The following is a 15,450-nucleotide window of genomic DNA, read 5'->3' as shown; positions in this document are numbered from 1 at the left end:
GAAGTAGATTTAAGCTATTATTTTGCTATTATTCAAAAAAATCAAAAATCGCAGAAAGGATAGCAAATGAGTGACCTAATAGAAGGTTATTTAGGGAAAACAGTTGAAGGAAAGAAAAGTAGATTACCAGCTAAACTTGATTTTATTCAAAGTTTTACTGGTGGTTTCTTAGCTTTATTTATGTGGGCACATATGTTGTTAGTTGCTTCGATATTAGTATCGAAAGATTTTATGTACACTGTAACAAAACTTTTGGAAGGAAGTTTTATTTTTGAGGGAGGAAATCCTTTATTAGTTTCTTTAGTTGCAGCAGTAATATTTGTAATTTTTATAGTACATGCTGCTCTTGGTATGAGAAAATTACCTGGTAATTTCAAACAATTTCAAGTAATGAAAGCTCATGCAAAAAGTATGGGACATGATGATACAAAACTTTGGTTTACACAAGCCTTCACTGGTTTTGCTATGTTCTTCTTAGGATCTGTACATATTTATGTAATCTTAACGCATTCTGATAAAATTGGACCAATGGCTAGTTCAGATAGAGTATGGTCTGAATATATGTGGCCTTTATATATCTTATTATTATTAGCTGTTGAATTCCATGGAACAATTGGTCTTTATAGATTATGTGTTAAATGGGGATGGTTTGATGGTGAAAATCCAAAAGCAACAAGAAAAGCACTTAAAAAAGTTAAATGGGCTTTAACAGTATTCTTCTTAGTATTAGGATTCGCTTCACTTGCAGCTTATATGAAAATTGGTATGGAAAATGCTAAAAATGGAACAGTTGGAGAAAGATATCAACCAACTGCTAAAGTGATAGAATTTAATATAACAAATAAAAGTGTTGGGAGAATTGCATAATGAAAATTAATTACTGTGATGCGTTAGTAATTGGTGGTGGATTAGCAGGGTTAAGAGCTGCTGTTGCTGCACAAAAAAAAGGTTTAAGTACAATAGTTTTATCTTTAGTACCTGTTAAAAGATCACACTCTGCTGCTGCTCAAGGTGGTATGCAAGCTTCATTAGGTAACTCAAAAATGTCTGATGGTGATAATGAAGATTTACACTTTGCTGATACTGTTAAAGGTTCTGACTGGGGATGTGATCAAGAAGTTGCTAGAATGTTCGTTCACACTGCACCAAAAGCTATTAGAGAATTAGCATCTTGGGGGGTTCCTTGGTCAAGAGTAAAAGCTGGTTCAAGAGAAGCAGTTATTAATGCTAAAAAAACGACTATTACAGAAGAAGAAGATAGACATGGTTTAATTACATCAAGAGACTTTGGTGGAACTAAAAAATGGAGAACTTGTTATACAGCAGATGCAACTGGACATACAATGTTATTTGGTGTTGCAAATGAAGCATTAAGAAATAATGTTGACATTAGAGATAGAAAAGAAGCTTTATCAATCATTCATGAAGATGGAAGATGTTATGGAGCTGTTGTTAGAGATTTAATTACTGGTGAATTAGAAGCTTATGTTGCAAAAGGTACATGTATTGCAACAGGTGGATATGGAAGAGTATTTAAACAAACTACAAATGCTGTAATTTGTGAAGGTATTGGAGCTGCAATTGCACTTGAGACTGGAATTGCAACTTTAGGAAATATGGAAGCTGTTCAATTTCACCCAACACCAATCGTACCATCAGGTATCTTATTAACTGAAGGTTGTAGAGGAGATGGTGGTATCTTAAGAGATGTTGATGGTCACAGATTTATGCCAGATTATGAACCAGAGAAAAAAGAACTAGCTTCAAGAGACGTTGTTTCAAGAAGAATGATTGAGCATATTAGAAATGGAAAAGGTGTTCCTTCTCCTTATGGATACCACGTATGGTTAGATATTTCTATTCTAGGAAGAGAGCATATTGAGAAAAATTTAAGAGACGTACAAGAAATTTGTATGATTTTCAACGGTATAGATCCAGCTGATGAAGGTAAAAAAGGATGGGCACCAGTTCTTCCTATGCAACACTACTCAATGGGTGGAATTAGAACTAAACCAACTGGTGAATCACAAAAATTAGCAGGATTATTTGCTTGTGGTGAAGCTTCTTGTTGGGATATGCATGGATTTAATAGACTTGGAGGGAACTCTGTTTCTGAAACAGTTGTTGCAGGTATGATTATTGGTAACTATTTTGCTGATTATTGTTTATCTAATGATGTTAATATTCCAACAGCAACGGTTCAAAAATTCTTAGATAAACAAAATAAATACATTGATGAAATTTTATCTTATAATGGAAATGAAGATATTTTCAAAATCAAAAATAGAATGCAAAACTTAATGGATGAAAAAGTTGGTATCTTTAGAGATGGTCCACACTTAGAAGAAGCTGTTAATGAGCTTGAAGATTTATTGAAAAAAACAAAACATATTAATGTTAAATCTAAAGAAAGAGTTGGAAATCCAGAATTAGAAGAAGCATATAGAGTACCAAGAATGTTAAAAGTTGCTCTTTGTGTTGCTAAAGGTGCATTAGAAAGAACTGAATCTAGAGGTGCACACTATAGAGAAGATTATTTAAAAAGAGATGATGCTAACTGGTTAAACAGAACATTAACTTCTTGGCCTGATGAAAATCAAACTCTTCCAACTATTTCATACGAACCATTAGATATTATGTCAATGGAATTACCACCTGCATTTAGAGGTTATGGTGCAAAAGGTATGATTATTGAAAATGAATTATCTGCAAAAAGACAAGCAGAAGTTGATGAAGTTACTGAAAAAATGCAAGCAGAAGGTAAAGATAGACATGAAATTCAACATGCATTGATGCCATTTGACTTACCAATGAATTATAAAGAGAAAAACGAAAGAGCAGGAGATTTATAATGAGTATCGAAAAAGGTAGAGAAATAACTATATCAGTTCTTAAATTTAATCCAAGAAGTAAGGTTTCAAAACCTCACTTTGTTGAATATAAATTAGAAGAAACTCCAGGTATGACTCTTTTCATTGCTTTAATGAAAATTAGAGAAACAATGGATCCAGATTTATCTTTTGACTTCGTTTGTAGAGCAGGTATTTGTGGTTCTTGTGGTATGGTTGTAAATGGAAAACCATCATTAGCTTGTAGAACATTAATTGCAAATTATCCAACTGGAAAACTACAATTAATGCCTATGCCTGCATTTGAATTAATTAAAGATTTATCTGTAAACACAGGTAAATGGATGGATGGAATGTCTAAAAGAGTTGAGTCATGGATTCATAATGACCACGAAGTAGATATTTCTAAATTAGAAGATAGAATTGATCCAGATGTTGCAAATGAAACATTCGAATTAGATAGATGTATTGAGTGTGGTATTTGTGTTGCTTCTTGTGGAACAATGCTTATGAGACCAAACTTTGTTGGACCTGTTGGATTAAACAGAGTTGCAAGATTTGAAGTTGACCCACATGATAAAAGAACAGCGGAAGATTTCTATGAATTAATCGGTGATGATGATGGAATTTTTGGTTGTATGTCTTTAATGGCTTGTGAAGACCATTGTCCAAAACACTTACCATTACAAAACAAAATCGCTTACTTAAGAAGAAAATTAGTAGCACTTAGATAATTATTGCGAAGGATTTACTCCTTCGTAAATAAGAAAATATAAAAAGTTAAATATCATTAGTGATATTTAACTTTTTATATTTTTGGGGGATTTAAAATGAGTTTAGTAAATGACTACTTTTTATTATATCACGGTATAACTTTTGAGCAGAATTTAGATGTTGAACCAATTGAAACAACAATAAATGATGAAACATTCACAATTTTTGCTTTAATTATAAGTGCTACAAGAAAAAATTATGATAAATTTTTACCACTTACATCTTTTAAAACATTATGTCAGCAAATAAAAGTAAAAAGTCCTTCAAATATTAATGAATTAAATCATTTGCAACATAATGTAATTGAAACTATTGCAAAAAATAGATCTAAACAAAATATATCTGTTTTACATTCATCATTTGAATACTTAAAAAATGAAAATATTATAAATAATGAACACTATAATAAATTATTATCTTTATTTGAAGATAAAGAGTTTAATATTACTGAAGATCCAATTCATAATTTATTAGAAGAGATAGATGAAGAAAACAAATCTTCATTTAAAGATTTAAAAATAACTTTAGAAAGTTTAATTGCTGAACTTAAAAATAACATATCAAATGAAGAAATATTAAAAGAAGTAGAAAATACAAAAAACTATTTAGATAATCAAAAATTCTCTATAGGAATTACTGGCGTTATGAATGCAGGTAAATCTACAATGCTAAATGCACTAATGGGAAAAGAGATTCTAGGAAGTGCTGTTGTTCCTGAAACTGCAAACTTAACTATTGTAAAGCATAATCCAACTGATACTGCAAAAGTTTATTATTGGAATGAACAAGAATGGGAAAGAATAATAAAATCAGCTTCTCAACTTGAATCTATGAAAGATTTTGTTGATGAAACAAATAAAATATTTGGAGATAATCTAAAAAACTATATAAGACCTGTTTCAAGATTTGATGAAATTGATATAAAAGATTTATCTTCTTATACATCAGCAGAAGCAAGTGGGAAAAAATGTAATCTTGTAAAATATGTAGAATTAGGTTCAAAACTTGATTTTTTAAGTGATGGTATAGAAATAGTTGATACACCAGGACTTGATGACCCTGTTATTCAAAGGGAAGAAATTACAAAAGAGTATATATCTGCTTGTGATATGATGTTACATCTTATGAACGTTTCTCAAAGTGCTACGTTGAAAGATGTTGATTTTATTATTGATGCTGTTTTATATCAAAATATTTCTAAACTTTTAATAGTAATAACAAGAGCTGATACAGTTACAAAAGACCAACTTAATGAAGTTATAAAATATACAAAATCTTCAATTGAGCGACAATTAAAAGCACAAAATAAAGACTCTCAACTTGATTATATTTTAAAAACTATCAAATTTATTCCTATTTCTGGAAGAATGGCTTTATTACATAGAACAGGACGAGCTCAAGAAGCATTAGATGCTGGATTTAGACTTGAAGATACTGGTATTTTAGAGATTGAAAAATATCTAACAGAAACACTTTTTGGAACAAACTCACAAAAAGGTGAACTTGTAATTCAATCTTGCAAAAATCAATTACAAAAAATTGTTGAAAAACAAACATCATTTTATAACTATGAATTAAAACTTTTATCAAAATCAAAAGATGAATTAGAAAAAGAATTAGAAGAATTTAATAAGAAAAAAGCTGTAAATACTAGAATTTTCCAAGCAATGAGTGAAGATATTAATTTTTATAAAAACGATGCAAAATCATATATTGATTCACTTGAAACATTTTTACAAAGTGAGCTAATTGACTTACAAACAGTTATAAAACAAAGAGTTGTAAGTGATGTTAGATACTCATTTGAAAAAACGAAAAAAAGACCTGAAAATAGTAGAATCAAAGTTATTGTTGAAACTGCTATTAAAGATGGAATTATTGATGTGATTAGAGATTATAGGTATAAATTTATCAAAAAATCTCAAACTATTGGAGAACAATGTGAACAAAAATACCATGATATGGGATTTACAATAGGACATAAAAATGAAAATTTTGATGCAAGAGGTTTTTTCCAAGATGATTTTAAATCAGGATTTTTAACTTCAAATAATGAAATTCTAGTTTCTCAAATAACTGAAGCTGTTTCAAAATCAAAAGAATCAAAAATAAATGAACTTGATAGAGAAATCGAAGTATTAATATCAAATCAATTTTCATCAATAGACCAAGATATAAAAGCTAAGGCAAAAAAAGTAAGTAATTTATTAATTGAATCATTTTTTACTACTTTAAATGCTCCATTAAAATCATTTGAACAAAAACTAAAAAATGATGAAGAAACACTTCAAAATCAAATTAATTCATTTGAAGAAAATGATAAAAATAGAGCTCAATTATCAATTGATATACATAAAAATATTAAAAAACTTGAAAATATTTCAACAACTATAAAAGGATTATACTAATGAGTGCAAATTTAAATATCCTAAAAAGTTTTATTAACGAATATAAAGAAACTTATTCTATTGAAGAAGTTATTTATGAAGAAGGTTTAGTTGGTGATATAAAAAAGGTTCAAAATAAACTTCTTGATGAAAAGTTTTTCCCATCAAATCAGCTGAAAAATATTTTAAATAAACAAATTAGACGTGCACGTTATCCTATGGAAGTTGCAATTACTGGGCAATTTAGTGCTGGTAAATCAACATTTTTAAATGCCCTACTTTCAAGAAATATCTTACCGACAGGAATTACACCTGTAACTTCAAAAGTAAACTTTATAAACTATGGCGAAGAGTATAAACTAAAAATCACTTATTATTCAGGTGCTCAAGAATTTGCACCAATTGAAAGTATTGCTGATTTTACAGATCAAAGACAACATGAGATGAAAGACATAAAATATCTAACTCTTTATGCTCCTATGGATATTTTAAAAGATATTTCATTTGTTGATACGCCAGGATTAAACTCTCAATCTCAAAGTGATACAGAAACAACTAGAAAAGTTTTAAGAGATGTTGGTGGAATTATTTGGTTAACACTTATTGATAATGCAGGAAAACTATCAGAAGCTGAAGTTTTAGAAGAGTATATGCAACACTTCAAAAATAAATCTTTATGTGTTTTAAATCAAAAAGATAAATTAACTCCTGAACAAGTTGAAACTACAACAAAATATGTAAGTGATAAGTTTTCAAAATTCTTTGCGAAAGTTGTACCAATTTCTGCAAGGATGGCACTTGAATCAAGAGCTCAACAAAAAGATATTTTGATTGAAGATGAATATACAAAAATAGTTACTCAATTCAAAAAAGATTTACTTGAAAAAAATGTTGATGATTTAGATTTTTTTGAAAATAGTTTTAAAGATTATAAAAATAAAATTCACTCAATTCAAAACTCAGATGCAACAACAAATACAAAACTTTTAGAAGATTCAAATATTCAAGATGTATTAGAATTTATAAATAACACTATTAGACCACAAGCAGCAGAAGCTAAAGAGTTTGCTATTAAAAAAGATTTAAAAGGTATTTGTGAAATTTTAGTAAAAGAGTATGAAACAATTACAAAAGTTTATGATGCTCTACTTGAAGTGTTAAAATCTTGTGAACCAAAAGTAATTGAACACTTTGAAAATATTCATAAAAGATACTCTAAAGAATTATTTAATATTTATAATTCTTTAGAATCAATTATGGAAAAAATTGCCCACGAAACATATAAAAATATCAAACGTAGAAAAGCTTTTAGATTTGAAGAATCAAAAGGTTTTTTAGGTGAAAAAATAGAAAAATTCTCTTATGAAACTTTTTGGATTGATTCAGATGCTGTTTATAAATCACTATTTTATGATGACCAAACTGTAGATAAAATGTTCAAAAGATCAATAAAACTTCTTAAAAACATAGAATTAAATACAGATGATGCATTTAGAGAAGGTTACAATATCATAAAAAATGAAGTTTCAAAATGGCAAGAACCTTATGAATTAATAAGAAAACATAGAGAAATTGCTTCTGATTTTGAGTTCTCAAATACAAGACACTTTGCAGCTAAAGTTTATGAAAATGTGTTAAGAGCATATCATACTGCAATTTTAGAAAATATTTCAGCTTTAAGAAAAAAATTCGCATACTTTAATGGTGCTTTATCTTATTCTTACATTCAAACAACTCAAGCAACTATCGCTCACTTTGAACAACAAATATTTGAATCAGAGGAGTTATATAAAAAAGAACCTTCAAGATTTGCAATTTCACATCCAAGAGAAGATGAAATTGTGGCAAAATTAAAAGCGAATTTTGGATTTGAAAAAATTGAAGACTTTTTAACTTCAAAAAGAAACTATTTATTTAAAATTATCAAATATTCTAAAGAACAATATCTTGAAATAAATGAAGATAGAATCAAATTTGTAACATCAAAAAAAGAGCAATATCTAGATAAAATCAAAGATTTAGAAAATATTAAAGAGGGAATTTAATCCTCTTTATTTGTTTCTCTTTGGTATAATCCTTTATGAAATATTTAAATCATTATCCAAAACACTTACAAGAACAAGTACAAACTTTAATAGAAAAAGATAAACTTACTTCTTATATAAAAACAAAATATCCAAATACTCACACTTATACAAACGATAAAGCTTTATATGATTATGTAATGAATTTCAAAAATGATTATTTCAAAAAATATCAAGTTTCAAAAGTAATGTATGATGGAAAAATAAATGTTATAAATAATGCACTAGGCATGCACTCAATAGTTTCAAGAGTCCAAGGTTCAAAACTAAAATCAAAAAATGAGATAAGAGTTGCAACTATTTTTAAAAATATGCCTGAAGAGTTTTTAGAAATGATAGTTGTACATGAACTTGCACACTTTAAAGAAAGAGAGCATGATAAAGCTTTTTATAATCTTTGTACATTTGTCATGCCTTCTTATCATCAAGTTGAATTTGATCTAAGAGTTTATTTAACTCATATTGATTTATTTGGAAAAATTTATTAAATGCTTTTTTCTTGCGATTTTTAACTGCTAAAATTTTATGAAAATTTAAAGGAGTTAAAATGAGCAATTTTTTATACATTACGGATCAAGATGAATACTCTGATCATAGTTTTATTGGTCCTTTATTTCAAAAATATTTAACAAAACATTTTGATATAAATACAACTTTTTTTTCAAATACAAAAGAAAATATTGAATTTGAAGAAAATGGAAGAATAATTATTCCTAAAAAATTCCAAAATAATATTTTAGAAGAGTTACAAAAAGCTGGAATAAATCTTGAAAAGTTTGAATTTGTTGTCATAAGAAACAATACAGATTTACTAAAAGAAGTTTTGGATAAAAAACAAAACTACAACTTCAAAGTTGGATTTAGACTCTCTTTTCCAAAACGAATAGCAAAACTGCAAACAGATGAAGCTAACAATAAAAAAACACTATTTGATGTAATAAGCAATAAAATCAAAACATTTACAGAAATAAGTTTGATTAATAAATGTGATATATTTTTACCAACATCATTTCAAATGAAAGATGACTATTTTAAAGATGTAAAAACAAGAAGTTTTGTAATTCCATCAGCAATTGATCCTGATAATTTACACGAAAATATTCAGCATGAAAGTAGTGAAAAAAGATTTTTTTATGCAGGAACTTTGGATAAATTAAGAGAATTTGAAATTATTTTAGAAGCGTTTAGCAATATAAATAGTTCAAATTATAAACTTATGATTTCGACAAAAGACCCTGAATATTTAGAAAAATTACTAGAAGATTTTGAAAATTTATCTAATAATATTGAAGTTTATAATGCAACAAATAGAGATGAACTTCTTGAACTGATTGCAAAAGCTGATGTTGGGATAGCAACATTACCTGATATTGCTTTATTTAACTCTTCAACACCAATGAAAGTTTTAGATTATTATTCAAGTGCAATTCCTTGTATTATGAGTAATAATGAAAATAATACTTCAATTTTTGAAGACAACATAAGTGCTTGGTTCACAAATTTTGATGAAGATTCAATTAGAAAAAAACTTGAACAAATCATAAATTTATCAAAAGACGAAGTTGCCAAAGTAGGTCAAAATGGACAAAATCGCCTTTTATCAGTTAGAAATTATGAAAGAATTGCAGCTGATTTAGCCCACCAATTAAATATTTTATAAGAAGATTTTCTTCTTATAAATCTATCTTGATTCAAATCATTTATATACTTTAAACTTTTTGATAACATCACTTTTATTTTATTTATAAAGTTTGTAAATGCAAAAATTTTTTAAACAATTCAAAAAAATAAACTCAGAACCTATGGAAAAATCAAACCTTATTTGGTCATGGATTGGTTCATTTATTGGGATTTTAGCTATCTCTTTTTTTCATCGTGACGTTTTAGATGATAAAGATTTAAGTTTAGTTATTGGCTCTTTTGGAGCAAGTGCTGTTTTAGTTTATGGAGCTGTTAATTCACCTTTAGCACAACCAAGGAATTTAATAGGTGGACATATTTTATCAGCAATTATTGGAGTAATATCATTTAAACTTTTTTCTCAAAATCTACTATTAGCTTCTGCATTTGCTGTTGCAACTTCTATTTTGATTATGCAATTAACTCTAACTTTACATCCACCAGGAGGTGCAACTGCTTTAATTGCAGTTATTGGAAGTGAGAAGATTCATAGTTTAGGATTTTTATATGTTTTATATCCTGTTACAACAGGAGCATTTCTTTTATTAATTATTGCTCTTGTTGTAAACAATATCCCAAAACATAGATATTATCCTGAATCTTTAAAAGACTTTAGTAAAAAATGGTTTAGTGAAGATTAAAATTTATCTTTAAATCTTTTTAAATTTTAATCTCAAAGAGTTTAATACAACTGTTACAGAAGAAAAACTCATAGCAATTCCAGCATACATTGGACTTAGCATTACACCAAGTATGGGATAAAATAATCCAGCTGCTAAGGGAATACCAGCAGCATTATAAATAAATGCCCAAAATAGGTTTTGTTTTATGATTTTCATTGACTCAATTGATAAATTTATACTTTTTAAAACAGCACTTAACTCATTGTTAATAAGTATTATATCTCCTGCATCTTTAGTTATATCAGAACCTGAATTTAGTGTGATTCCAATATCTGCTTGTTTGATTGAAGGGGAATCATTTATTCCATCACCTACAAACATAACTTTTGCTTCTTTTTGAAGTTCCATGATTACTTTATATTTTTCATCAGGAAGGACTTGTGCATATACTTTTTCTATTCCTAATTTTTGAGCTACACTATTTGCTGTAGTTTTATTATCACCTGTTAATAAAATAGGTGTTATATCTTTTGCTTTTAAATTTTCTATTAACTCTTTAGCACCCTCTTTTATCGTATCTGCCAAGGCAAAAACTGCAACGCATTTTTTATCAAATGAAGCTAGAATAACTCCACTTCCTTCCTCTAGTGATTTATTGTAAAACTCTAAATATTTATTTTCTAATAAAACTTCATTTTTTTCTAAAAAATCAAGATTTCCAATCAATACTTTTTTATCTTCAAAATTTGCACTTATTCCTTGTCCTGCGATGATTTGAATATCTGTAAATATTTTGTCACAAGCTAGATTTTTTGCCTTAGCAAAATTTACCACAGCTTTTGAAATAGGATGTTCACTTTGTGTTTCAAGTGAAGCTAAGATATCTAAAAATGACTCTTCATACAAAGCATCTTTAACACTTATAATTCCTGTTGTTAAAGTTCCTGTTTTATCAAAAACTGCATATTTTATATCTTTTATAAGTTCAAGTATTTCTGGATTTTTTATCAAAATTCCCTCACGTGCACCTTTTCCAACTGAACTAACTATTGCAATTGGAGTTGCTAAACCTAAAGCACAAGGACAAGAGATAATCAAAACAGAAATAGAAGCTAATATTGCGTCCATTGCATCGCCTATGATAAAAAACCAAATCAAAAAAGTAGCAATTGAAATAACTATAACAGTTGGTACAAAAATATTTGCAACCTTATCTGCAAATCTACTAATAGGAAGTTTTTTACTTTGAGCTGTACTTAAAAGAGCAACAATTTTAGAAAGGGTTGTATCTTTTGACTCTTTTAAAACTTCAACTTCAATAACACCTGAGGTATTTAAAGTTCCTGCTATTACCTCATCACCTATTGTTTTATATACAGGCATTGATTCACCAGTAAGCATCGAAGTATCAATATCTGCACTTCCTTTTTTTATTATTGCATCTGTTGATATTTTTTCTCCTGATTTTATAAGAACTTTATCTCCCACTTTTAATTGTGTTGCTAAAATAGTTTTATAACTTCCATCTTCACAAATCAAAGTTGCATTTAAAGGAGCTAAATCCATAAGTTTTTTCAGAAAATCTGTTGCTTTTGCTTTTGAACGCTCTTCAAGTAATCGCCCTAAAAGTATAAAAGTGATAATTACAACCGCTCCATCAAAATAGATAAATCTTAAATGTTCAGGAAATAAAGAGGGAAATAAAACTACAAAAACAGAATAAAAATAAGCAGCACTTGTCCCAAGAGCAACTAAAACATTCATATCGTAATTTTTGTTTTTCAAAGCCTTAAACGCCAAATTATAAAATCTAGCTCCCGCATAAAACTGCACAACTGTAGCTAGTGCAAACATTACATATTGATTTACTTGCACATTTTCAAGTGGGAAAAACATAAAATAAAACATAATCACAGCAATACTAGCACTAAGTATAAATACTCTTTTTAGTTCATTGTATGCTTTTAGTTTACTTTTTTCTAAAGCTTCTAAATTTTCTTCAACTCCATAACCTAACTTTTCTATTTTATTGATTAGGCTTTGTTTATCTAAAAATTCTGTATTTATATAAAACTCACCCTCATTTGAAGCGAAACTCACTTTTGAAGACTCTAAACCTTTCATTTTTCCAACAACCTTCTCTATTCCATTTGAACAGTTTACACAAGTCATTCCTGAAATATTTAGATTGATTTTTTCTTTAGACATTTTTATTCCTTTATGCCCTTTTGCGCAAGTATCAATAATGTTTTTATATACTCATTTTTTATATAATAAAAAGACATTTTTTTATCTTTTGTAAACTCAACAATTCCATATTTTCTTAAAATTCTGAGTTGATGGGAAACATGAGATTGAGGGATTTGCAATAAATTCACCATCTCTCCCACACAAATTTCATATTCTAAAAGAGCAAATAAAATTTTTACACGAATGGGATCGTTTAGTGCTTTAAAAATATTGCTTAATTGGGTAAGTTCACCCTCATTTGGTAATTTTTTTTCTATATCACAAATATAACTTACATCTTCACAACAAGAACGAATAAGTTGTTTCGAATTACTCATATTACTCTTCTATAATTTCAAATCCGATTGAACTCATTTCTGCTTTAAAATTTGCTTCTTGTTCTTCATTTTCTATATTAACAGTAACTTCTTTTGGACTTGATTCTAAGTTAACTTCAATTGCTCCAAAATCATCTTCTAAAGAACCTTTTATCAAGTTTGCACATTTCATGCAAGAGATATTTTTTGCTTTAAATGTTTTTTTCATAATTACTCCATTTTATATGTTAATTTTATCATATGAAGATATTATCATATGATATATTTATTGTCAAGTCTAATTTATGAATTATTTTGATAAATATTCATACAAATACAAATATTGTCTTAACTCTTTTAAACTTTCAAGTTTTGTTCCCTCTTCTATCCAAGCTTTTATATTTAAAGGAATTTCAAGGGGTTTTAATAACTCTTCTTTTTTCTCTTTTGAGATTTTTTCATGTTCAGTCAAAACTGAAATATGACCTAGAACAGAAGTTAATCCTAAATCTCTAATTTGGGCTATCTCTTCTACACTTTTTCCTTCATTTAAAAGTTCATAAGTTTCAAGATATGTTTTTGTTAGTTTCTTTAAAGGCTCTTTTTGTTCAAGTTTTTCTTTAAATTCATCTTTTATCTCTTTGCATAAATTTAAAAAAGTCTCTCCATATTTTTCATATTTTACAAGACCAACGCCATTTATATTTAACATTTCATCTTTTGTAATTGGCAACTTTAGGGCAAACTCTTTTAAAGTTTTATCTCCAAATATCACATAAGCTGGAATTTCATGTTCTAATGCTATCTCTCTTCGTAAGGTTCTGAATCTTTCATAAATTAGCTCATCAAAACTTAACTCAGTCTCTTCTTCTTGGATTTTTGAAGCAATTCCTAGTTTATCACTATCAATAAAAAGTTTTTCTTTACCTTTTAAAATCTCTAAACCTAAAGAACTTATTTTCAAGGCTCGAAATTCCCCTAAAGTAAGTGCTTGAATATCTATTAATTTATCTGCAATTGCTATCCACTCATTTTTGCTTTTATCAATTCCTAGATTATAAACGCTTAGTTTATCATGTCCAAAATCTAATAACTTTTGATTTTTTGAACCACGTAAAATATCAATAATATGATTTAATCCAAATCTTTGTTCACTTCTATAAATGGCACTTAGAAGTTTTTGAGCATCCACACTCACATCAACCTGATCCACTTCACCTTTTGTGCAGTTATCACATAGAGTTTTACAAGCTTCTATCTCATCTTCAAAATAACCTGCAATCATCTTATGACGGCAATTATTACTCACACAATATCTATACATAAACTCTAACTTATCAAGTCCAGTTTGTTTGTAAGCATTATCTATAGCTTCTTCAATTTGGATTTTTCTTTTTACCTCATCAGATTTTGAATAAAGCATATAAACATAAGACATTTCACCATCACGACCAGCTCTTCCTATTTCTTGATAATAATTTTCAAGGGTTTTAGGCAATGAAGTATGTATTACAAAACGGATATTTGATTTATCAATTCCCATACCAAAAGCGATTGTTGCTACCACAATATCTATTTTTTCATATACAAAATCATTAAAAACTTCATTTTTTCTATCATTACTAAGTCCTGCATGATAAGCTTTTGCGCTATATCCACTTTCACTTAAAAACTCAGCTGTTGATTCAGCTTCTTTTCTTGTGAAAGTATAAATAATCCCACATAAACCTTTGTGGGTTTTTAGGAAATTTAATATTTGAGTTTTCCCATTTGCAATTCGTGGTTCTACTTTTATATCAAGATTATCTCTTACAGTTTTTGCTCTAAAATGTCTAGGATTTTGCAAGTTCAAAGAGGAAGCAATATCAGCTTCAACTTTTTTTGTAGCAGTTGCAGTAAATGCGCAAATTGCAGTATTTGGAAAAAATCTTTTTAATCTATCGAGATTTCTATACTCAGCCCTAAACTCATGACCCCAAGCAGAAACACAATGGGCTTCATCTATTACAAAATAGTTTATATTTATTCGCTGTAAAACTGCTACAAACTCATTTGAAGTGAACCTTTCAGGTGCCACATAAATAAATTTTAACTCGCCATTTAAAAGCTTTTGAAGAGTGAAACTATTTTCATCATTTGAAGTTGCTGAACTTATCATTTCGGCACTAATATTCAAATCATTCAAAGCTTTTATCTGGTCTTGCATAAGTGCAATAAGAGGAGAAATTACAACAGTAGTTCCATCCATAAGAAGTGTAGGAAGTTGATAACAAAGTGATTTTCCACCACCAGTTGGTAAAATCGTCAAAACATCTTGTTTGTTAATAATGCAATCAACAACCTCTTCTTGAAAGCTTCTAAACTGCTCGTGTCCGAAAATATCTTTTAGTATTTGGTATTTTTTATTCATTTAGGATGGTAACATAGTTTGAATTAAGGGTATATCACAGTCATCAATATTAAAAAAATTAGAGCTTATATATTAAATGGTTTTGATATAAAATCTA

Annotated in this window: 12 protein-coding genes; 8 read left to right on the top strand and 4 right to left on the bottom strand. The window is 28.3% G+C overall.

All coding sequences use genetic code 11. From position 1 onward, the window contains the following. Window positions 1-66 precede the first annotated feature (66 nt). The 8 genes from ADFLV_RS02285 to ADFLV_RS02250 all read left to right on the top strand — a co-directional run bounded on the left by ADFLV_RS02285 (window position 67) and on the right by ADFLV_RS02250 (window position 10,415). Complete coding sequence (locus ADFLV_RS02285) at window positions 67-867, top strand: fumarate reductase cytochrome b subunit (RefSeq protein WP_014473159.1); 801 nt, start codon at window positions 67-69, stop codon at window positions 865-867. After that, on the top strand, window positions 867-2,852 hold the full coding sequence (locus tag ADFLV_RS02280) for a fumarate reductase flavoprotein subunit (protein ID WP_014473158.1): 1,986 nt from the start codon (window positions 867-869) through the stop codon (window positions 2,850-2,852). Before ADFLV_RS02285 ends, ADFLV_RS02280 begins: the two co-directional genes overlap by 1 nt. Then, window positions 2,852-3,583: a fumarate reductase iron-sulfur subunit gene (locus ADFLV_RS02275; RefSeq protein ID WP_014473157.1), complete on the top strand. Its 732-nt coding sequence runs from the start codon at window positions 2,852-2,854 to the stop codon at window positions 3,581-3,583. Before ADFLV_RS02280 ends, ADFLV_RS02275 begins: the two co-directional genes overlap by 1 nt. 96 nt (window positions 3,584-3,679) lie before the next feature. Beyond that, window positions 3,680-6,031, top strand: coding sequence for a dynamin family protein (locus ADFLV_RS02270; protein ID WP_129010373.1), 2,352 nt, complete (start codon window positions 3,680-3,682; stop codon window positions 6,029-6,031). Beyond that, window positions 6,031-8,055: a dynamin family protein gene (locus tag ADFLV_RS02265; protein WP_014473155.1), complete on the top strand. Its 2,025-nt coding sequence runs from the start codon at window positions 6,031-6,033 to the stop codon at window positions 8,053-8,055. The genes ADFLV_RS02270 and ADFLV_RS02265 overlap by 1 nt, the downstream gene beginning before the upstream one ends. 35 nt (window positions 8,056-8,090) lie before the next feature. Further along, window positions 8,091-8,582 carry a YgjP-like metallopeptidase domain-containing protein gene (locus ADFLV_RS02260; protein WP_129010372.1) on the top strand — a complete coding sequence of 164 codons (492 nt, stop codon included), beginning with the start codon at window positions 8,091-8,093 and terminating at the stop codon, window positions 8,580-8,582. A 59-nt stretch (window positions 8,583-8,641) separates the two neighbouring features. Continuing rightward, window positions 8,642-9,754: a glycosyltransferase gene (locus ADFLV_RS02255; RefSeq protein WP_014473153.1), complete on the top strand. Its 1,113-nt coding sequence runs from the start codon at window positions 8,642-8,644 to the stop codon at window positions 9,752-9,754. A 97-nt stretch (window positions 9,755-9,851) separates the two neighbouring features. Continuing rightward, a complete protein-coding gene (locus ADFLV_RS02250) occupies window positions 9,852-10,415 on the top strand; it encodes an HPP family protein (RefSeq protein ID WP_014473152.1) in 564 nt (187 codons plus the stop codon). A 9-nt stretch (window positions 10,416-10,424) separates the two neighbouring features. Here the strand turns inward: ADFLV_RS02250 and ADFLV_RS02245 are convergent, their stop codons facing one another. The 4 genes from ADFLV_RS02245 to recQ form a co-directional block, all read right to left on the bottom strand. Then, window positions 10,425-12,605, bottom strand: a complete 2,181-nt coding sequence (locus ADFLV_RS02245; RefSeq protein WP_129010371.1) for a heavy metal translocating P-type ATPase — start codon at window positions 12,603-12,605, stop codon at window positions 10,425-10,427. A gap of 2 nt (window positions 12,606-12,607) precedes the next feature. After that, a complete protein-coding gene (locus ADFLV_RS02240; protein ID WP_129010370.1) occupies window positions 12,608-12,964 on the bottom strand; it encodes an ArsR/SmtB family transcription factor in 357 nt (118 codons plus the stop codon). Between the two features lies 1 nt (window position 12,965). Next, complete coding sequence (locus ADFLV_RS02235; protein ID WP_014473149.1) at window positions 12,966-13,172, bottom strand: fimbrial protein; 207 nt, start codon at window positions 13,170-13,172, stop codon at window positions 12,966-12,968. An 81-nt stretch (window positions 13,173-13,253) separates the two neighbouring features. Next, window positions 13,254-15,353 carry a DNA helicase RecQ gene (gene recQ, locus ADFLV_RS02230; protein ID WP_129010369.1) on the bottom strand — a complete coding sequence of 700 codons (2,100 nt, stop codon included), beginning with the start codon at window positions 15,351-15,353 and terminating at the stop codon, window positions 13,254-13,256. Between the last annotated feature and the right edge of the window lie 97 nt (window positions 15,354-15,450).

This window comes from Arcobacter defluvii, assembly GCF_013201725.1.
GTDB lineage: Bacteria > Campylobacterota > Campylobacteria > Campylobacterales > Arcobacteraceae > Aliarcobacter > Aliarcobacter defluvii.
Note: the sequence above shows the minus strand (reverse complement) of the source record. Positions and strands in the feature narration are given on the sequence as shown.